Raw genomic sequence first — 18,930 nt, forward strand, 5'->3', positions numbered from 1 at the left:
CGCCGACGCGGCTGGTGCCAGTGCGCATGGCCGACGGCGTGACTGTGCGGGAGGTGGCGGTGAGCAGCGCGGGTCCAGCCATGGTGGTCTTTGCCAATGGCACAAGCGCGGAAGTGGCGGCGGCCAATGCAGCCGTTTGGCTGCTGACGCAGGATCCAGCCCCGCCCGATCCGGTGGACCTATCCGGCAAGCTGGATGTGGATTTCAGCGGGTTCGCGGATGGCGTAGCTCCACAGGTGACCGACCTCTGGCCGGTGCGCCGGGGCTCATCTACCTTCAAGCTGACGGTGCAGGCGTTGCTGACCTGGCTGCTTGGCTCGGCCCGGAACTGGCTGGGCGTGCAGACCTTCTCTGCAGGTGCAGTGCTGGGTGAGCAGTCACTGGTCATCAAGTCCAAGACGATAGATACCACGATGACCAGCAGCACTGTTGGTGTTGACCTTGTTGTCCATGGCTTGGTGCAGGCAGACATTCTGAGCGTTCAAGGCATGGTTTTTTCCACTGCTGGGCATTGGATCGGCGTGAACAGCATCTATGCCGATTCTCAATGGGCATTCAGCGTAAGCGCGACGAATCTTCGAGCCGCAGTAACACCCTCCGCCAGCGCAGCAGTCTCTGGGCGCCCAGCGCGGTTCCATATTTTCTACAAGGGATGACCTATGACTACACCCCTTAAAGCGGTAGCAGCCGGCGGCAATAGCGCAGAGCTGCGCGAGTGGGTTGCTGGAGATTTTCTGCCAGTGGCCAATGGCGGCACGGGCGCCACGACTGCGGCGGCAGCACGGAGCAATTTGGGCTTGGGCGCTGCAGCAGTCGCGGCCATATTGGGCACCGTTTCTCAGTCTGGGGGTGTTCCCACTGGTGCGATTTTTCAAACCGGAAGTAACGCGAATGGGGAATTCATCCGGTTTGCAAGTGGATGGCAGATTTGCTCTAGATCCTCTGCTGTCACTTCAATCTCAGGAGCTGCAGGTTCAGTATTCGTAAACGGGGCGGCGCTGGGCCCATACAGTTGGGCGGCTGCCTTCTCTAGCATTCCTCGCGAGATCTACATAGGTCATAAATTTGACGGTGCAGCAAATCATTGCTGGGCTGCGGCAGCCTCCAAAGGCAGCACAAGCCAATCAGGGACTTTTCAGCTGTTTCGAGCAAGCGCTTCCTCTGAAAATTTCTACGTCGAAATGATCGCTATTGGACGGTGGTTCGAATGAAAATCAATCTCTCCCCTCAAGTACGCCCAGATGCTCTGGAAGTGCTCAAGTCCGGTGACAAGCTCACGATCAACGGCGAGCAGTTTGACTTTGCGCCTCTGGCTGAAGGTGCTGTTCTGCCGGCGGCTGCAGTGGACTGCGAATTCATCATCTGCGATGTGCGCCGCCAGGGAGGCGAGTTGCATCTGACACTGCTGCTGCCCATCGCTTGGGATGCGCCCGAGAGCTGTGCCTTCCCGCAGCCGATCCTGAACCCAGCAGATGGCCGCGTGCCATTGCCTACCGACGAGGTGCCCAATGCCTAATATCGACTGGGGCCAGCTCAAGACGGCCGAGCAGATTGCCGAAGACGAGCGCCGCGCCCGCGTGCCAGCAGAGATCAGCCGGGCGCAGGGCAGGGCGATCCTGGGGTTACAGGGCCTCACACAGGGCGTTCTCGACTACATGGCTGGGATCACCAACGATCAAGAGGCGATGTGGGCCGACCTGGCGTGGAACCACACCAGCACCTGGCGCCGATTCGACTCGCCGTTTCTGACCAAGGCAGCAGCTGCGCTTGGTCTGAGTGACGATGCTCTGGACGAGATGTTCATCGCTGCGGCGGAGATAGTTATCTGATCCTCCCCCGCGTAGGGTTAGACGCAAGGGGCTGGGCCCGGGATCATGCGATCCATGGCCAACCAAATCCACGAATCCACAACCGATGTGGCAACCCCATGGCTGCAAGCGCTGGGCGCAAAGCTCAACGTTTACGCAGCCTGGTTTTTAAGCCTGTTCGGCACCATGACGCTGGACAAGCTGGTTGCGCTGTCTGGTCTGGTGCTGGGTGTGGCCGGCTATCTGATGAACCGGCACTACCGTCGCAAGGAGGACCGTCGCCAGGCGTTGCGCGCCAAGCGCGACGACGAGCAAGCCCGGCGCCTGCACATCAGCTGGGTGATGGATATGCGAGCCAAGCACTCTGAGTCGTACCTGATTGCGCAACTGGGCGAGAACTGGGCGGACTTCATCAAGCTGCCGCCCAGCGGCGATACGGATCTGGGGGCGCTGTCATGAGCCGCATACCTGATGCCCTGCGTTCTGGCCTGATGGCTCTGGCTGTTCTGACTGCAGGCGGTGGCGGCTACGTGGCAGTCGAGCGCGACAAGGAAGCTGCCCAGGCCATGGTTGACCAGAATCAGTACATCCAGGCTGTGGCTGCTGACTCAGGCACATCCGAGGCAGTCAAGATTGCCATGGTGATGGGCAGCTACTACGAGAGCAGCTACCGGCACATTGGCACCCCCTACGTGGACAAACTGGGCAAGGGTCAGCCGCTGACGGTCTGCAACGGCATCACTGGCCTTGCCGTGGTGGCTGGTAGGTACTACACGCCGGCCGACTGCTACGACCTGGAGCGCATCCGTTACCTGGCGGCCGAGCGCACTGCCATGAGCATGTTCCGTCTCTGGACCACCTACACCCCGCTGCAACAGGCTGTGTTCATCGACTTCATCCACAACAAGGGCGAGGGCGCGCTGTACACCTCGACCCTGCTGCGCAAGGCCAATGCGGGCGATGTGGTGGGTGCATGCCGTGAGAACCCGCGCTGGAACCGTGGCACGGTCAATGGAGTGTCTGTGGTGCTGCCGGGCCTGCAGGCGCGGGGCGATGCCAATGGCGAGATCTGCGAGGTGGGGCTATGAAACCAGTGATGCGACAAGACGATGAGTTGCTGCGCTTTAAGTGCCCGGGGTGCAAAACCTCGCACGCAGTCCAGCACGGCAGCGACTTCGGGCCCAACTGGGGCTGGAATGGCTCCCTGGAGAAGCCGACGCTTACGCCATCGGTGTTGGTGACCTACCCGGGCGCGGATGCCGGTCAAGATGGCGCCCCGCCTGCTGTGTGCCATTCCTTTGTGACGGATGGCCGTATCCAGTTTCTGGGCGATTGCACCCATGAGCTGGCTGGCCAAACGGTGGCGCTGCCAGAGTGGACTGAATGGGTGGCGCCATGAACCCGCAAATCAAGCTCATTCTGGCGGCCATCATCGCCGCGCTGGCCTTCTCATCCGGCTGGGTGGTCAAAGGCTGGCAGGCCAGCAAGACCATCGCCGAGCTGAAGCTTGATGCGACTACCCAGGATCTGAAAGAAGCCCAGAAGGTGCTGGGCGACATGGCTGGCTTTCAAAAAGGATTTACCGATGCTCTCTCCAACTTCCAAGCTGGCAACAGCGCCAATGCCAAAGCGCAGCAAGAGCTGGGCACTCTCATTCTTGATGTGCGCGGCACTGCTGCAGGGCTGCGCGGCGACTTCGCCAAGCTTCCCCAGCGGATCACTGACGCTGCCCGACCCGCCCTCGCAGAGTACGCCACAACCTGCACAGCCGTATTCGAAGCAATGGCAGCTGCAGGTGGAAGACTGGCAGAAGGTGGTGCAGGAATCGCGCGCCAAGCTGAAGGGCACGCTGCTGATGCGCGATTGATGCAGGAGGCGTGGCCCAAGACCCCGAGCCGGCCGGCAGCCGGTGCAACCCAGGAGAAGTATGAACGACCAAGCAATTGAACAAGCAATACTGGCCAAGGGCAAGACTGCCGCACGCGTGACGCCAGCGGACGTTGAAGCAGAGATCGCTAGCGAGTGGTACATCAACGGCGCAACAGGCGTCGTGCCAGATGAATTTCAGCCTCCAGTGCCAGCCGGTCACCCGCTGGACATGTTGAACATCTGCGTTCTCATCCTGCGCAATGGCACCAAGGTGGTTGGCATCAACCATGGCGCAATCGACCCAGCCGCGCATAAGGCAGGTCGTGGTCGCCAAGACGCCCGGGCACAGGCAGTGGAGAAAGTTTGGGAGCTGCTGGGCTTTCGCCTGCGGGACCAGCTGGCAGCCGAGGCTTCTGAATAAGCAACCAGGCGCGCAGCCAGAAATAGAAAGAGCCTCCCCGGCGCCACTACGGCACTGGGGAGGCTCTTTTTTCGTTTCAGATAGGGTTTCGGATGACACCGGCCGGATGCGTGCCCCTGTACCTTGGCGCTAGGAGGCTCCAATGTGCAATCGCTACCACTCCCCAGACGAAGGCTATATCCAGCAGTACTGGCGGCTGAACCCCAGGCAGCTTGGGCTGGGCGGCCGTGATGTGTTTCCGCGCTCAGCGGGCGGATTCATCCGGCGTGCCGTGGATGATCCTGGCTATAGCAAGGAGCTGGTAGTGGGACGGTGGGGCTTGATCCCCTGGTTCAGCAAGACGCCGGACATCAAGTACAGCACCAACAATGCCCGGGCCGAGGAAGTCGCGGACAAAGCCAGTTTCAAAGACCCGTGGAAGCGCGGCCAGCGCTGCATCATCCCGGCGACGACTTTTGATGAGCCTAACTGGGAGAGTGGGAAAAACGTGTGGTGGAGGTTTGCCCGGGCCGATGGCGACCCGTGGGGCCTGGCGGGACTGTGGAACACCTGGAAGGATCCAGCGACCGGCGAGCTGATCGAGAGCTACACCATGCTCACGCTCAACGCGGATGAGCACCCCCTGATGAATCGCATGCACAAGCCAGACCCGAAGCTCGCAGCTGACAAGCAGGACAAGCGAAGCGTGATCCCGATTGACCTGGCCGACGTGGACCAGTGGCTGGAAGGCTCGATCAAGGACGCGCAGGCGCTGCTGAGGCTGGCACCGCTCGAAGTGTTCGCGGCCGGGCCAGTCCAGACCTGAACGGGCTTAAATTTCCAGGTCCTGCAAAACCCACGCCTTCACCTGCTGGTACGGATCCATCCGGGGCATGTCCAGGAGGTGCGGCTGGTCAGCCTGCAGGTACTCGAAAAACAGGTGGATCTGCTTGCCCGAGTCGTAATAGGGGAACCACCCATCATTGAGGTCGCGCATGTTCTTGCGCCACAGGCGCCAGAGCGAGACAACGGTCTTTTCGCGGTCAGTAAGGTACATCTGGCTCAAGGCTCCTGTAAAGGCGCTGGAGTTCAGCGGTAGTCATGGGGGGCGGCGGGGCGACCTGCCGTAGCTTTATGTGCATCACCTGTTGTTCCTGAGGCGGGAGCGTATCAGGCGGGCATGTCCAAAAATCAAACTGCTGGCTCTGCATATCAGCACCTTGCAATGGGGATTTCGTCGATGTTGGTGGTGTAGCGGGGCGTGCGCCGCTCCTGGCGCATCCGCCATCCCGCTTCGTCCTGGGAGGCAAAGCCCGTGCTGGCAACGTGCACCGTGCCTTTGCCGAACCGGCCATTCACCCGATCCATGGCCTCCATGAGGCGGCTTTGATCCCGGCCAACGTCTGCGGCGGCGAGCAGGTCGTGCTGCTCATGGCGGCTTTCGGCAAGGTCCATCAGCATCACGCCGGCCTTGGCCAGGCGAAAGCCCGGCTGGTAGATCGAGTGCATGCCGCCCAGCGCAGCGCGCACTAGGGCTTTTGTGTCGGAGGTGGGGGGAACGAGTTGGGTGGTGGTCTGCCCGTAGAACCTGGGCCCTGGCCGGAAGGGTGAGGTATGGGCGAAGACGTGCAGGGCGCCGGCGCGCAGATCCTGCTTGCGCAGCTTCTCGGCTGCGCGCGTGGCGAACTCGCTGACGGCTTCGAGCAGGGGCTCGAGCTCATTGATGCCATGGCCAAAGCTGCGCGTGCACGCAATCTGCTTCTTGGGCGGCGGTGCCAGCTCCATCGGAATGCAGCTGATGCCCTGCAGCTCGCGGACGGTGCGCTCGAGCACGACACCCCAGTTGCTGCGCACCATGGGCCCCGGCATGCGGGAGACATCGAGCGCGGTGACAACGCCGCGCTCTGCCAGCTGAACAGCGATCCGCCGGCCGATACCCCAGACATCGCCAGCCATGGTCCGGCGTAGCACATCCTCACGCATGGCGGGCGGCATCTCCTGCCAGTTGCAAACCCGGGCCAGCTCGGCCGGGTAGCTGCCGGGCTTGCGCTCTGAGTCTTTGGCCACATGGTTGCAGAGCTTGGCCAGGGTCTTGGTGGGGGCCAGGCCTATGCAGCAGGGTATACCGACCCATTGCAGGATGCGCGCGCGCACGGCCCATGCACGGCGGTTCAGATCGCGCACGCCGGCCAGGTCGCCAATGAAGGATTCGTCAATGGAGTAGATTTCCTGCCGGGGCCCCAGCCCGGCGGCCAGCGTCATCATGCGGTCGCTCATGTCGCCGTACAGCTCGAAGTTGGCCGACAGGCACACTAAACCCTTGAGCTCGACCAGGTGCTGCAGTTGGAAGAAGGGCTGGCCCATTTTGACGCCCAAGGCTTTGGCCTCATCCGATCGGGCGATGGCGCAGCCGTCGTTGTTGCTGAGCACCACCACAGGCAGGCCCTGCAGGCTCGGCCTGAATACCCGCTCACAGCTCACATAAAAGTTGTTGCCGTCGATAAGTGCATACATGGCTGCCTCACGCGAAGATCTTGATGCAGCTGGTGACCACGCCCCAAATCTCCAGGCTCTGACCTTCCTTGGGCGTGATGTCGGGGTAGGTGGGGTTGCCGGCCTTGAGCTTGACCATGCCGGCGGCCTTGAACAGCTTCTTGACCGTGAACTCCCCTTCGATGACGGCCACGACTATGCACCCGTGGCGGGCCTGCAGCGCCCGGTCGACCGCGACCAGGTCGCCATCATCAATGCCGAACTCGCGCATGGACGGCCCGGCCACGCGCAGCAGGTAGGTGGCCTGCGGGTGCTTAACGAGCAGGGCGCCTATGTCTAGCCGGGTGACGGCAAAGTCCTCAGCTGGCGAGGGGAAGCCTGCGCGCACAGACCCTTCGGCCCGCAGGATTGAGAGCGGGGCAGCGGACACCAAGATCGGCGTGTTAGGCTGAAAAGTACTGTGCATGCATACAGTATATCTGAAAGGAAGATAACGCCTTCAACACTTTCTATTGATTCAATTCAGTAGCGATTTGTCATGGGAGACAGGGGGCCGGAGAGGCCTGCAGCGGTGGCAGGGCCCGGCTCACTGTAGGAGCTGAATGCAGCCAAAAGTGTTCCGCAAACGCTTTTCAGCATGTTGTAAAACAATAGGTTGCGCAGTGGTTCGCGCTCTCTTTTGCGGAACTAAATTTTTGGCAAGCCATTGTTTTTAAAAGATAAAGCAATGGCCTTTTAATCCGTTGGTCGCGAGTTCGAATCTCGCAGGACCCACCATATATAACAAGGAAACCCTGCTATCTCATAGGTAGCAGGGTTTTTCGTTTGTCTGGCGCGAAACAAGACATGTCTCCTATGCGGTACCGGGCAAATGATGCCATCGGTGTGTCGTTCGGTGGTGGCTTGGTGTCGCCACGAGCCATGCTCGGTGTAGCGCTCGGCACTGGTCTTGCCTGAAGGTTCATCGACTCCAAGATCTTTCAGCCTGATGCAAACGCAGGATGACCCGAAGGGCTTTCGCCACCTGGCCGCGGAGATAAGGGAATTGCTGCTGCGCGGTATCGGCAATGCGGTCGCCCAAGTAGGGCGCGGCGGCCTAGAAGGAGTCAGCCAGCAGAGCTTGCCCCAGTGTCCCGGATGATTTGCTCAGCCCATCAAGCGTTGCTCAAAGTCGGCGGCGGCGCGGCAGGCATTGGCGGCAAGTACGGACCCGCGTTAATCAGAAAGCCAGTGGGTGTGTGGCGGTAGTCCTTCTGCATTTACGCCTCCGTTTTCGGTATCTACCCACAGGCGTATCAGCTATCCCTGACAGGCCTCGTCATCAGAATTTGGGACAGTGAAGCTGTCGATTCACGGTCTGACAGGAGTTATACGTGCCGCACATCACACTTCCATCCGCTGACAATCAAGAGGTTCGCCTCCACTACCAGGACTATGGCCAAGGCAAACCGGTTGTGCTTATTCATGGCTGGCCGCTCAGTGGCCGTAGTTGGGAAGCGCAGATCCTGCCGCTGGTTGAGGCTGGATTCCGCGTCATTACGTATGACCGCAGAGGATTCGGAGAGTCCTCGCAGCCCTGGTCTGGCTATGACTACCACACTTTTGCCCAAGATCTCGAGGCTTTGCTCGACGCCCTGACGCTCCAAGATGTCACCTTGGTCGGCTTTTCTATGGGGGGTGGAGAAGTGGCCCGCTACCTGGGTTTATATGGCAGCAAGCGTATTGCCAAGGCCGTGTTCGCGGCGGCTGTCACCCCGTACCTGCTCAAGACAGACGACCACCCAGAAGGCCCGGTGACAGAAGAGGCCATTGCGGAGAAGGACGCAGCCATCCGCGCTGACCGCCTGGCTTTCTTGGAAAAATTTACCCATGATTTTTTCACCCCCAAAGGCGGAAAGCTGGCAGTCAGTGAAGCCCAACGTGCTTACGCGTATGCCATCGCTACGTTGGCATCACCTAAAGCCACGCTCGATTGCAGGCATGCATTCTCGCGCACTGATTTTCGGGGAGACCTGAGAAAGATCACCATCCCCACCTTGGTGTTGCACGGTGACAGTGATGCCATCGTACCGTTTGAAGTGAGCGGCCATCATACGCACCAACTGGTGAAAGGTTGCGAGTTGCACCTCATCAAGGGAGGCCCGCACGGTTGCAATGTATCGCATGCAGCTGAGTTCAATCAGGCCCTGATCAGCTTTATGAAGCGAGGCTGACTAACGTCAATCGCTGGGATTGGCGGAGGTTAGAGGCGGATGGCGAGTTAATCTAAGGCCGTTAAATGACTGCCAAAGAGGGATTGGCAAATGCCAGTCTCCAGCCAAAACCGTGATCTATTTGCCCGAACTGGCAGTGGCTTGGATGGGTTGAAGGCGCGGGCGTAAACCGTAGCTCGCGGATTGAAAAAATAGCACACTCCGCCGAATAAAACTTTAAAAATCAAGCCCTTGCGTGCATCGCGCGAGGGCTTTTCTTGCGTTCCCTTCCGCAATTTTCGGGCGTGCTCCGCAATGCGTATGCAGTGAATAACTGGAGATGGGGCGCGTAAAAAAAAGCCACCGGCTGGGGTGGCTTGAATGCCCGCAGGGTTACGGGCGGGAGGGAGCTGTGCAAAGGGCTGGTAGGTCAACCAGCCCCATGACTTGAGATGATCCTATGCAAGCGATTGGCCGGGAGTTTGTCTCTGGTGTGAAGCGCAATGTAACTCTTTGAAACTCTGTGGATAGGTCTCACCTAGCCCGCAGCTGGGCCTGCAGCTAGGCTGGGTGCCGTGTGCATGGTGGAAAAGCGATCTGTTTGGGCGCTTGGGCGCGGTCGCCGTGCGACGGATATTGGCCGTTATTCAAAAGCGACACCAGGCGGTGGATGGGCGTACCCTCCATGCCATAGCAGGCAGGGATCTGTCATGCCGGGGTTGCGGAGCCTTATTGCTGCGGCAGCATTCGAGGCTGCGGTTGGGATGGTGACATGCAGTCACCACCCTTTGGAGGCGAATGAGGCGCGAACGCAAAGATCGTCGCAAGGTCTCCCATGGCCCTTAGCCCGGCCCAGCCTTGGCTACTTGAGATCGTGCCGCCTCAGTGCATTCTGGGTGCGTCTGAAAAAAGGCAGGGCTCTGGGTGCCTGGTCCAGATCGGCCTGCGCAATGTTCGGCTGCTGGGGAGGCGCATAGCGCTCGCCTGGAAACAGGCTTTCCTCTATTTTTCTGAAGGTTCTGGGGCCCACGCTGGGCATTTGCAAAAGCTTTTCCGGGTAGCTCTGGGCTACCTGTTCAATGGTGGTAATGCCATTTCTTGCAAGCACTCGCCACAAATGAGGCGGTAGCAAGCCTTGCAAGGTCGTAGCCGCATGGAGCGATGGGTGTGCAGTGCTGGTATTCATCTCTAGCCATCCAACAATGTAGAACTGAAACGCCGCAGCCCGGGTGCGTTGGGAAGTGAAGGGCTGCGGAGTTTGAAGCATAGAGTGAGCGCGTAACAATTGGTATCACTGAAAATAGTGATTCTGTCAATGTCAACGCAAAAAGAAGGGGTGTGCCGAGGTCTGCACTGGAGGATATCTAGCGTCGTATCGCTCGCTACGACTCCGTGCCGGGTCCTGGGGTGCCGGCCAAGCAGGATTGCCAACTATAGGGCCTCGGCCCACCAATGGCCAAGCACCTCTGCCACACGTGCGGCACAGGCCAGAGCGCTTCCTAAGCAGGCCTGTGGTTCGCCTGCAGTTGACCATCCATGCTGCCAGACCTGGAGAGCTGATCGGTCAGGGCCAGCAGTGATGGGATTCTGTGCGCGCCCGCCATGCGCGAGACCCGGGCACTGGCTAATTGAGGGCTGACGCCTACGGCTGTCACAAACAGGGGGCGCTGCGATTGCCCGCGGCGCACCTGAACCACGTCCGGGCAAGACGCCACACCATGAAACGCGGTCTTTGCAACGCCGATGACTGGCGCAGCGCCATCCAGTGCCTCGTAGAGGTGGGCGCCCAGCCCCGCACGCTTTTCGTCGCCCAGCCACACATAGCCGTCGATGACGATGGCTTGGGGCAGTGCGGGTAGCGTTTGCAGAACACTCAGCAGACAAGGCAGCTCACGCTTGTAAAACGCCCCGGGTTCATAGTCTTGTATGGCTTCGATATGGGCCAGGTAGTGGTGCAGGGCGGCTGGTGATGACCAATCGCTCGCAGTGACGCAAGCGGCTTGCGCCTTTTGGCCCTGGTAGTGGACATCCAGAATCGCAATCATGGTGCGGATTCCCTGGCTGAGCCGCCACTTCTGCTGATGGCTTGCATGACTCGAGTCTTCGTGGGGGCTGCAGTGAGGAGCGAGCCCATCGCTTATTCCAATTCCAGATCCAGGCGCTGCTTAGCCGTGCTGAGCTTGCTTTCCAAGGCGGAGAGGCGCAGCGCGTACGCGTATTTTGTTTCTTCCGCTTGGGGATCGATGCCGTCCAGAAAGGTCATGAATGCCACCTGGTAGTCTTTCACGGCCTTCTTGGCGTCGCTCCCCTTGGCTTTGCCGAGCACTTTTTGGTAGACGTTCTTGGATGCCTGCAAGACTGCAGTTCGGCAGTCCAGGAAATCGCTGTAAGCCTGTTGTGGTGTTGTCTCACCCTGGTTCGCCTGGAGGCGACCTATCGTATATTCTTCCTTGCAGATCATGGCTTTGATCTTCAAGGTCTTCCAGGCAAAGGCTTCTTGTGAGGCGGGACTGGCGTGGGACAGACCTGCATATGTGAATAATACACATGAGAGTGACAAAGTAAGCCGGGACAACATGGTGGACACCTGGTGTTCTGAAGACGCAGGCAGTTTACGGCCATCCGGGCTGAGCGCTGCAGCGGAAATTCTCTTTGTCTTGGTGCGCAACTGGTGCGAAAGGCATCCGCAAGCTGCCCGCGGGCAAGAGACGGCCACGATGGACGTATATTAAGGACGATCACCGCTGCAGCTCGCCACCAAGTCCCAAAAAAAGGCCACCCGAAGGTGGCCCGAGGCGCTGAAAAAAGCCGTTCCTGATCGCTCAGGCATGTTCATGCAAATATAGAGAGGGAGGGAGGATGGTGCATGAATCCGGCAAAATCGTTAGATATATTCTATAGATTGATATAAAACGATTTTGCAAGGGTATTCCCTTGGTTCGCAAAAAAAAGAGCCTGCGTTCAGCCGGCTCTCAAGCGATGACTAGCTCATACTTCGTTCTAGCACCTCCCTATATTCATAAAATCATAAGCTAGACCAATTGCAGGACGGTCTTGGTACCATCAACAACTGTCAGGGCAAGCGTGTCAGCATGTGAGCTTGCGATGCAACATCATCGGGCTCACACCCCTTGGACGGAATTGCCCGGCCGGACTGGCCATCCCAATGCCATCTCGCCCAGTGGGCCCACTGGATCGACTTGGCCCACTTGGCCCACCTGAACCACTTCACCATTTGTCGAATCCATGCCAATGGTGGTCCTTCATGGGGCCTAGCAAGCCTGAAGGCTGGCACCGATCCCTCGGCAGCTCGTGCCTGCACCAAACGCTGCGCTCGGCAAAAAATTTCAACCCAGCAACAAGCTTCCCGCATCCAGAGCAGGAGGTCGCAAAAGATCGTCATTGACCCCCATGGCCAGGCTTGCGCGCTCAATGGCCTGCCAGAGGTTCGAAGGCATCTGCAGAATTTCTTCGGGGGAGTTGGACTGGTCAATCCAGGCGCTGATCTCGCCATGTTGGGCATGGGTGAGCAGCTCCAGGCTCAGCATTTCGTCGATGGTTTTCATAAAGCTCAAGCGGTGTGCACGGGCGAGATGACCGCAGTCATGCGCCATCGGCAATCAAAAGGAAATCGGGGCGGAGAGGGGACGGGCAAGTCTGCTGCGTGCGTCAAGGAGCGGCTGGTACTTGAAGCGCGTATCCATGTGCGTGCGTGTCCGGGCTGCAGTTGCGTTGCGCTTGGGTGGCCATGGAATCCTCCTGATGCTATGCCCCACTGTAACCGGTTCCGGAGCGCACGCAGGCGCATTGGTTGCCATGCAACACAATCCGAGGTTGCGTTGCGGCCGGGAGGGAGTAGGCGGCTGTCATACAGGTCATGCCGCAGGGCGGGGGAGTAGCCGCTGGGCGCGGGGACAAGGCATTTCGCCCGACAATAGCGGCTCTCGAAAGACAAGGAAAAGCGGTGGTCCCTTCCCAAGAACATGCTGCGTTGATGGCCAGTTACCAAAAGCTGGTGGCCGAGGTCAACCAGAAAACGGCCCTGGTGCGCATCGCATCGCTCAAAGGGCCTCAGGCCATGCGTGCTGCGATGGCGACTGCTGCAAAGGCTGAGCGCCGGCGCGATGTGCTGGCCGCCAAGCTGGCGGCGGCTGGGGTGGTAGTGGGTGACTGACGCCAAACCGGAGCGTGCAGCCAAAAAATCTGGCAGTCTCGGCAGTGAAAGCGGTGCTGGGGCAACCGCATAGGCGCTTGCCTTTGCGCAGCGATGCTGCAGGGAGACATGACCCCGGCGCCGCCAACCGGTATAAGCGGCCAGCGCGCAAAGCCCGCAGCGCTTAGGCTGGCGTGCAAAACGCCCGGTTGGGGTAGAGAATATCCGTAAGCACATGGTGGCCACGGGTCTGCAGCAGGTAGGTGCCTGGCCCGCCGTCAGCAATGGCCTGCTCCAGCAGTTCCAGGAATTGCTGGCGATGGTGGACGTCATCGGGCAGCCAGGCAGAGGCAGCCACGGCGTTGTCCGCGCCGCTGCCTTTGGAATTGATCAACCTAATCTCTTTCATGTTGAACAATTCTCTATACGTGATTGACATTGTGCAAGCAGTTTTTGCTTGAGTTAGCAATGGTTAAAGAATCACCCAATAAAAACATTCACATACCGTTAGGTTCGGGCAGCAATATAAGCCCATGTGCATCAAGCGTGTTTACCGATTTCTGGGTGGTTGGCCACGCTCTAGGCGACCGTAAGGGTGGCGATTTTTGATTGCGGATGTAACAAAAAAACCTGTGAACTCGGTGCGCGTTGCCGATCTTGGCGGGCTGTGGATGTGTTTGGACTGGTCAGAATGCGCGCGCGGCAGGATTTTTCGCGCACAATGCTGCCTCTCGCAATGGCGTGCTTGTACTCTGGGCTTGATGATAGCCGTTGGGCGGTTGGCCAGGGGAGGGTTGAGCACGCTGCAGATGCCGGGGAGGGCGCGGGTCCTTCTTATAGGTGCACTAAATGCATTTAAATGTAGAAGGTCTCAACCACCGCTTGCGGTGGCTTTAGCGGTATTTGCACACATTTGGTGCAAAGATGCCGATGGATGCCTCGCATAGGTGCAAAGGTCACTGTCTGCTAGCACATACGTGACATATTTGGCAATCCTTGGCATCCCTCTTGTGAGAGTTGGTTAGACCTATATGCTGTCTCCGCATCGCATTTGATAGTTGCTCTATTGGCAATGATTGCGATCCATAGCTTGATTAAAAAAAGGATTCCGATATGAAGGTACCGTTTCGCCTCAACTCGATGGTGGTTGCATTTGGTTTGGCCGGCAGCATGCTCGCTGGCGCCGCCCAGGCTCAAAATATCAAGATTGGTGTGGTCATTCCTGCGACGGGTCCGCTGACCCAGTACGGCGACATGGTCAAGGAGGGTGTGGATACGGCGCTCGAGCAGATCAATGCAGCCGGTGGTGTCAATGGCAACAAGCTCGAAGCGGTGATCGTTGACGATGCCTGCGAGCCCAAGCAAGGCCCAGTGGCCGCCAACCGCGTGGTCAACGCCAAGATCCATTACGTGGTCGGCCCCGTGTGCTCGGGCGCTGCCATTGCTGCGGCGCCCATCTACAACAACGAAGGTGTGGTGGTGGTGACTCCGTCGGCCACGTCGCCAGCGCTCACCGAAGGCAAGAACTTCAGCTCGATCTTCCGCACCATTGGCCGTGACGACCAGCAAGGTCCTTTCGCTGCCAAGTTCATTGCCCAGAACGTCAAGCCCAAGAAGGTTGCCGTGCTGCACGACAAGCAATCCTACGGCCAGGGCATTGCCACGGCCGTGCGTGACACGCTCAAGGCCGACGGCGTGAACGTCGCGCTGTTCGAAGGTATCAACGCCGGTGACAGCGACTACTCTGCCGTGATCACCAAGCTGAAAAGCGCCGGTGTGGACTTTGTCTACTACGGCGGCTACCACCCAGAGATGGGCCTGCTGCTGCGCCAATCGGCTGAGCAAGGCCTGAAGGTCCGCATCATGGGCCCAGAAGGCGTGGGCAACCCTGAAATCAACGCCATCGCCGGCCCGGCTGTTGAAGGCATGCTGGTGACCTTGCCTGCGGACTTCGCTTCCAACCCCAAGAACGCCGCCATCGTCAAGGCCTTCAAGGACAAGAAGCGCGATCCTTCCGGCTCGTTCCAGATGGGCTCGTACACCGCAGTCCAAGTCATTGCTGACTCGATCAAGGCCGTGGGCAATGATGGCGCCAAGGTGGCCAAGCACCTGCATACCGCAACTTTTGAAACCCCGCTGGGTAAGCTCGCCTGGGATGCCAAGGGTGACCTGAAGTCCTACGACTTCCAGGTGTTCAGCTGGCACAAGGACGGCAGCAAGTCGCCTGCAACCAAGTAAGTGTTTGGCAAAAGCATGGCTCTAAAACATAGAGCCATGCTTTTTTATTTTGGCGGCCACAAGCGCCAATGGAATTGGGTTGGTACGGTATGAACGATTTTTTGCCCCAATTCATACAACAGTTGTTCAATGGTCTGTCACTGGGCGCGATCTACGCGCTGGTGGCCATTGGCTACACGATGGTGTATGGAATTATCGGAATGATTAATTTCGCCCATGGCGAGATTTATATGATTGCGGCCTATATCGGCCTGGTGACCTTGTCGGCCATCGGCACGCAAAGCGGGCTGCCGGTCTTTGTGGTGATCGGTGCCATGCTGCTCGTAGCGGTGGTGCTCACCGGTGTCTATGGCTATGTGGTCGAGCAGGTGGCTTATAAGCCCTTGCGCAGCAGCCCCCGTCTGGTGGCCCTGATCTCGGCCATTGGTATGTCAATCTTTTTGCAAAACTGGGTGGCCCTGGGCCAGGGCGCACGTGATATGGCGGTGCCTTCGCTGTTGCCTGGTGCCTTCAACTTTCACATGGGTGATTTCGAGGTCTTTGTGCCCTACACCCGCATCTTGATCATCGTAGTTGCCGTGGTGCTGATGGCCGCGCTGACCTTCTACATCCGCCACTCGCGCATGGGCCGCGCCTCGCGCGCCTGCTCGCAAGATATGCAGATGGCCAATCTGTTGGGCATTGACACCAACAAGGTGGTGTCGTTCACCTTCATTCTGGGCGCGGTGCTGGCTGCGGTGGGCGGCGTGCTGATTGCGCTGGCGATCGGCAAGCTCAACCCGTATATCGGTTTTGTTGCGGGCATCAAGGCCTTCACAGCGGCGGTGCTGGGCGGCATCGGCAGCATTCCGGGTGCGATGCTGGGCGGCGTGCTGCTGGGCGTGGCCGAGACCATGGCTGCCGCCTATATCTCGTCCGAGTACAAGGACATCGTCGCCTTCGGTCTGCTGGTGCTGATCCTGCTCTTCCGCCCCACGGGCCTGTTGGGCAAGCCTGAAGTGGAGAAAGTCTGATGGTGAAAGCGAACATCAAGAACGCCATCATCTCGGCCGTGCTGGCCGCTTTGGTGGTGGTCCCCATCTTTGGCCTGCACCTGGAGCGCAAGGGCGGCCAGAACTACATTGAGCCGCACTGGAACCTGGTGATCTGGGGCTTTGTCATCGTGCTGGTGCTGCAGCTGGTCAAGCCGATGCTGGGCAAGCATATGGCACGGGTGCAGGCGCCGCGACTGCCCGAGGTCAGCGCCCGCATGCGCATGACGCTCATGTGGCTGGTGATTGTGGCGGCCATTGCCTGGCCGTTTTTCAGCGGCCGCAACGCGGTCGATATTGCCACCTTGGCCTTGATCTATGTGATGCTGGGCCTGGGCCTGAACATCGTCGTGGGCTTTGCCGGTCTGCTCGATCTGGGCTTTGTCGGCTTTTATGCGGTGGGCGCCTATACCTATGCCTTGCTGTTCCACTGGGCCGGCTGGTCGTTCTGGGAAGCGCTGCCGCTGTCCGGCGCAGCCGCTGCCCTGTTCGGCTTCTTGCTGGGATTTCCGGTGCTGCGCCTGCGCGGCGATTACCTGGCGATCGTGACCCTGGGCTTTGGCGAAATCATCCGCCTGCTGCTGGTCAACCTGGTGGACTTCACCGGCGGGCCGGACGGCATCTCGAGCATTCCCAAGCCCACCTTCCTGGGCTTTGAGCTGACCCGTTCGGCCTCGCAAGAGGGTGCGCAGACCCTGCAGCAGTTCCTGGGCATCGAGTTCAACACCATGCACATGGTGGTGTTCCTCTACCTGTTGGCGCTGGGCCTGGCCTTGGTCACCTTGTGGATCAGCAACCGTTTGATCCGCATGCCCATTGGCCGTGCCTGGGAAGCGCTGCGTGAAGACGAAGTCGCCTGCCGCTCACTGGGCATGAACCCCACGAAGATCAAGCTCTCGGCCTTCACCTTGGGCGCCATGTTTGCCGGTTTTGGCGGCGCATTCTTTGCCGCGCGCCAGGGCATTGTCAGCCCCGAGTCGTTCAGCTTTATCGAGTCGGCCCTGATCCTGGCCATCGTGGTGCTGGGCGGCATGGGCTCGCAAATCGGCGTTGTCGTGGCCGCGATCCTGATCACGGTGCTGCCTGAGCTGGCACGCGAGTTCTCGGAATACCGCATGCTGATTTTCGGCCTGGTGATGATCTTGATGATGGTCTGGCGTCCGCAGGGCTTGTTCCCGATGAAGCGCCACCATGAAGAGTTGAAGCAATGACCGTAAACACGGAAAACGCATACAGGGAGAAGTGTTTATGAGTCAAAGCATACTGAAGGTCGACGGCCTGTGCATGCGCTTTGGCGGCTTGCTCGCGGTCGACCAGGTCGCGCTCGATGTCAAGCCGCAGGAGGTGTTCGCCATCATTGGCCCCAATGGTGCGGGCAAGACCACCGTGTTCAACTGCATCAGCGGTTTCTACAAGCCCACGGCCGGTACCGTGTCGCTGGGCGGGCAGTCGATTGCCGGCCTTGCCAGCCATGAGGTGGCCAACCACGGCGTGGTGCGTACCTTCCAGAACGTGCGCCTGTTCAAGGGCATGACCGTGCTGGAGAACCTGCTGGTGGCCCAGCATCAGCAGATCAAGCGCCACCTGCTCTCGGGCCTGTTCAAGACTAAGGCCTACCGCGCGGCCGAAGAGCACGCCAAGGAGCAAGCGGCCCACTGGCTGGATGTGATGGGCCTGCGCGCCTTCACCAACCGCGAGGCGGGCAACCTGGCCTATGGCCACCAGCGCCGGCTGGAGATTGCGCGCTGCATGATCACCAAGCCCAAGCTGCTGATGCTCGACGAGCCTGCAGCGGGCCTGAACCCGCAAGAGAAGGTGGAGCTGCAGCACCTCATCGACCGCTTGCGCCGCGAGTACGGCGTGACGGTGCTGCTGATCGAGCATGACATGAGCCTGGTGATGGGGGTGTCCGAGCGCATCCTGGTGATGGAGTATGGCAAGCCGATTGCATTGGGTGTGCCGGAGGTCATTCGCAATGACGAACGCGTGATCAAGGCATACCTGGGAGAGTCCTGATGCAGCCGATGTTGGAAATCAAGAATATCAGCACGCATTACGGTGCGATTTGTGCAGTCAACGATGTGAGCCTGCATGTCAATGAGGGGGAGATCGTCTCGCTGATCGGCAGCAATGGCGCTGGCAAGACCACGTTGCTGATGAGCGTCTGCGGCAATCCCTGCGCCACCACGGGCTCGATCAAGTTCGAGGGTGAAGAGCTGGTGGGGCAGTCCTCGCACCTGATCATGCGCAAGGGCATTGCGATCTCGCCCGAAGGCCGGCGCGTCTTCAAGGACCTCACGGTCATGGAGAACCTGCAGATGGGCGCGTTCTTCTTGAACAAGCAGGAGATTGCGCACGGCATTGACTATGTCTACGGGCTCTTTCCCCGCCTCAAGGAGCGTGCCGAGCAGCGCGCCGGCACCATGTCGGGCGGCGAGCAGCAGATGCTGGCCATTGGACGGGCGCTGATGAGCAAGCCGCGCCTGCTGCTGCTCGATGAACCCACCTTGGGCCTGGCGCCGCTGATCATTGCGCAGATCTTCGAGATCATCAAGGCCGTGCGTGAGCAGGGCGTGACCGTGTTCCTGGTCGAGCAAAACGCCAACCAGGCGCTGCAGATCGCCGACCGGGGCTATGTGCTGGAGACCGGCAAGGTCACGCTGGAAGACAGCGGGGTCAACCTGCTGCGCAACCAGGACATCCGCAAGGCCTACCTGGGCGGCTGATCGGCGCAGCGGCAGACGCT

The 18,930-nt window shown here is 59.5% G+C and carries 25 protein-coding genes; 17 read left to right on the plus strand and 8 right to left on the minus strand.

All coding sequences use genetic code 11. The features are described 5' to 3' along the window. The first annotated feature begins 26 nt into the window (after positions 1 to 26). The 10 genes from F0Q04_RS12570 to F0Q04_RS12615 all read left to right on the plus strand — a co-directional run bounded on the left by F0Q04_RS12570 (position 27) and on the right by F0Q04_RS12615 (position 4,903). Positions 27 to 656, plus strand: coding sequence for a hypothetical protein (locus tag F0Q04_RS12570; RefSeq protein WP_182341002.1), 630 nt, complete (start codon positions 27 to 29; stop codon positions 654 to 656). Positions 657 to 659: 3 nt separating this feature from the next. After that, positions 660 to 1,211 (plus strand): hypothetical protein, encoded by a 552-nt coding sequence (locus tag F0Q04_RS12575; RefSeq protein ID WP_182341005.1) that lies wholly within the window; start codon positions 660 to 662, stop codon positions 1,209 to 1,211. Next, positions 1,208 to 1,516 carry a hypothetical protein gene (locus F0Q04_RS12580; RefSeq protein WP_182341008.1) on the plus strand — a complete coding sequence of 103 codons (309 nt, stop codon included), beginning with the start codon at positions 1,208 to 1,210 and terminating at the stop codon, positions 1,514 to 1,516. The genes F0Q04_RS12575 and F0Q04_RS12580 overlap by 4 nt, the downstream gene beginning before the upstream one ends. Continuing rightward, a complete protein-coding gene (locus F0Q04_RS12585; protein ID WP_182341011.1) occupies positions 1,509 to 1,829 on the plus strand; it encodes a hypothetical protein in 321 nt (106 codons plus the stop codon). The genes F0Q04_RS12580 and F0Q04_RS12585 overlap by 8 nt, the downstream gene beginning before the upstream one ends. Positions 1,830 to 1,883: 54 nt before the next feature. Beyond that, the gene (locus F0Q04_RS12590; protein ID WP_182341014.1) at positions 1,884 to 2,267 is read left to right on the plus strand and encodes a holin; all 384 of its coding nucleotides are present in this window, start codon (positions 1,884 to 1,886) and stop codon (positions 2,265 to 2,267) included. Between the two features lie 32 nt (positions 2,268 to 2,299). Continuing rightward, positions 2,300 to 2,896 (plus strand): glycoside hydrolase family protein, encoded by a 597-nt coding sequence (locus tag F0Q04_RS12595; protein ID WP_232539327.1) that lies wholly within the window; start codon positions 2,300 to 2,302, stop codon positions 2,894 to 2,896. 8 nt (positions 2,897 to 2,904) lie between these two features. Then, entirely contained in the window at positions 2,905 to 3,207 is a 303-nt protein-coding gene (locus F0Q04_RS12600; protein WP_232539328.1) for a DUF6527 family protein, read from the plus strand. Continuing rightward, entirely contained in the window at positions 3,204 to 3,755 is a 552-nt protein-coding gene (locus F0Q04_RS12605) for a hypothetical protein (protein ID WP_182341022.1), read from the plus strand. Before F0Q04_RS12600 ends, F0Q04_RS12605 begins: the two co-directional genes overlap by 4 nt. Then, complete coding sequence (locus tag F0Q04_RS12610; RefSeq protein WP_182341025.1) at positions 3,736 to 4,098, plus strand: Gp49 family protein; 363 nt, start codon at positions 3,736 to 3,738, stop codon at positions 4,096 to 4,098. The genes F0Q04_RS12605 and F0Q04_RS12610 overlap by 20 nt, the downstream gene beginning before the upstream one ends. A gap of 142 nt (positions 4,099 to 4,240) precedes the next feature. Further along, positions 4,241 to 4,903, plus strand: coding sequence for an SOS response-associated peptidase (locus F0Q04_RS12615; protein WP_182341027.1), 663 nt, complete (start codon positions 4,241 to 4,243; stop codon positions 4,901 to 4,903). Positions 4,904 to 4,909: 6 nt separating this feature from the next. On the opposite strand, the gene F0Q04_RS12620 is transcribed toward F0Q04_RS12615, so the two are convergent. From F0Q04_RS12620 to F0Q04_RS12630, 3 genes are all read right to left on the minus strand, one after another. Continuing rightward, on the minus strand, positions 4,910 to 5,143 hold the full coding sequence (locus F0Q04_RS12620) for a hypothetical protein (RefSeq protein WP_182341030.1): 234 nt from the start codon (positions 5,141 to 5,143) through the stop codon (positions 4,910 to 4,912). A 146-nt stretch (positions 5,144 to 5,289) separates the two neighbouring features. Next, a complete protein-coding gene (locus F0Q04_RS12625) occupies positions 5,290 to 6,591 on the minus strand; it encodes a Y-family DNA polymerase (RefSeq protein WP_182341033.1) in 1,302 nt (433 codons plus the stop codon). 7 nt (positions 6,592 to 6,598) lie between these two features. Then, on the minus strand, positions 6,599 to 7,036 hold the full coding sequence (locus tag F0Q04_RS12630; RefSeq protein ID WP_182341036.1) for a LexA family protein: 438 nt from the start codon (positions 7,034 to 7,036) through the stop codon (positions 6,599 to 6,601). Positions 7,037 to 7,943: 907 nt separating this feature from the next. Here F0Q04_RS12630 and F0Q04_RS12635 point away from each other — a divergent pair. Next, positions 7,944 to 8,783, plus strand: coding sequence for an alpha/beta fold hydrolase (locus F0Q04_RS12635; RefSeq protein WP_182341039.1), 840 nt, complete (start codon positions 7,944 to 7,946; stop codon positions 8,781 to 8,783). Positions 8,784 to 9,624: 841 nt separating this feature from the next. Here the strand turns inward: F0Q04_RS12635 and F0Q04_RS12640 are convergent. From F0Q04_RS12640 to F0Q04_RS12655, 4 genes are all read right to left on the minus strand, one after another. Continuing rightward, positions 9,625 to 9,948 carry a helix-hairpin-helix domain-containing protein gene (locus tag F0Q04_RS12640; protein ID WP_182341042.1) on the minus strand — a complete coding sequence of 108 codons (324 nt, stop codon included), beginning with the start codon at positions 9,946 to 9,948 and terminating at the stop codon, positions 9,625 to 9,627. Between the two features lie 313 nt (positions 9,949 to 10,261). Then, complete coding sequence (locus F0Q04_RS12645) at positions 10,262 to 10,807, minus strand: endonuclease V (RefSeq protein ID WP_116927362.1); 546 nt, start codon at positions 10,805 to 10,807, stop codon at positions 10,262 to 10,264. 92 nt (positions 10,808 to 10,899) lie between these two features. Next, positions 10,900 to 11,238 (minus strand): hypothetical protein, encoded by a 339-nt coding sequence (locus tag F0Q04_RS12650; RefSeq protein WP_133248210.1) that lies wholly within the window; start codon positions 11,236 to 11,238, stop codon positions 10,900 to 10,902. An 871-nt stretch (positions 11,239 to 12,109) separates the two neighbouring features. Then, positions 12,110 to 12,328 (minus strand): hypothetical protein, encoded by a 219-nt coding sequence (locus F0Q04_RS12655; protein WP_116927358.1) that lies wholly within the window; start codon positions 12,326 to 12,328, stop codon positions 12,110 to 12,112. Between the two features lie 428 nt (positions 12,329 to 12,756). On the opposite strand from F0Q04_RS12655, the gene F0Q04_RS12660 reads away from it, so the two are divergent. Continuing rightward, positions 12,757 to 12,936, plus strand: coding sequence for a hypothetical protein (locus F0Q04_RS12660; RefSeq protein WP_182341045.1), 180 nt, complete (start codon positions 12,757 to 12,759; stop codon positions 12,934 to 12,936). A gap of 163 nt (positions 12,937 to 13,099) precedes the next feature. Here F0Q04_RS12660 and F0Q04_RS12665 read toward each other — a convergent pair whose 3' ends face one another. Then, complete coding sequence (locus F0Q04_RS12665; RefSeq protein ID WP_133248208.1) at positions 13,100 to 13,309, minus strand: hypothetical protein; 210 nt, start codon at positions 13,307 to 13,309, stop codon at positions 13,100 to 13,102. A 719-nt stretch (positions 13,310 to 14,028) separates the two neighbouring features. Here F0Q04_RS12665 and F0Q04_RS12670 point away from each other — a divergent pair. The 5 genes from F0Q04_RS12670 to F0Q04_RS12690 all read left to right on the plus strand — a co-directional run bounded on the left by F0Q04_RS12670 (position 14,029) and on the right by F0Q04_RS12690 (position 18,910). Then, positions 14,029 to 15,153, plus strand: coding sequence for a branched-chain amino acid ABC transporter substrate-binding protein (locus tag F0Q04_RS12670; RefSeq protein WP_116927355.1), 1,125 nt, complete (start codon positions 14,029 to 14,031; stop codon positions 15,151 to 15,153). A gap of 89 nt (positions 15,154 to 15,242) precedes the next feature. Further along, the gene (gene livH / locus F0Q04_RS12675; protein ID WP_116927424.1) at positions 15,243 to 16,166 is read left to right on the plus strand and encodes a high-affinity branched-chain amino acid ABC transporter permease LivH; all 924 of its coding nucleotides are present in this window, start codon (positions 15,243 to 15,245) and stop codon (positions 16,164 to 16,166) included. Beyond that, positions 16,163 to 17,395, plus strand: a complete 1,233-nt coding sequence (locus tag F0Q04_RS12680) for a high-affinity branched-chain amino acid ABC transporter permease LivM (protein ID WP_409935194.1) — start codon at positions 16,163 to 16,165, stop codon at positions 17,393 to 17,395. Before livH ends, F0Q04_RS12680 begins: the two co-directional genes overlap by 4 nt. A 37-nt stretch (positions 17,396 to 17,432) precedes the next feature. Continuing rightward, complete coding sequence (livG, locus tag F0Q04_RS12685; RefSeq protein ID WP_182341048.1) at positions 17,433 to 18,200, plus strand: high-affinity branched-chain amino acid ABC transporter ATP-binding protein LivG; 768 nt, start codon at positions 17,433 to 17,435, stop codon at positions 18,198 to 18,200. 8 nt (positions 18,201 to 18,208) lie between these two features. After that, complete coding sequence (locus F0Q04_RS12690; protein WP_116927423.1) at positions 18,209 to 18,910, plus strand: ABC transporter ATP-binding protein; 702 nt, start codon at positions 18,209 to 18,211, stop codon at positions 18,908 to 18,910. Positions 18,911 to 18,930: the final 20 nt, after the last annotated feature.

The organism is Comamonas koreensis, from assembly GCF_014076495.1.
GTDB lineage: Bacteria > Pseudomonadota > Gammaproteobacteria > Burkholderiales > Burkholderiaceae_C > Comamonas > Comamonas squillarum.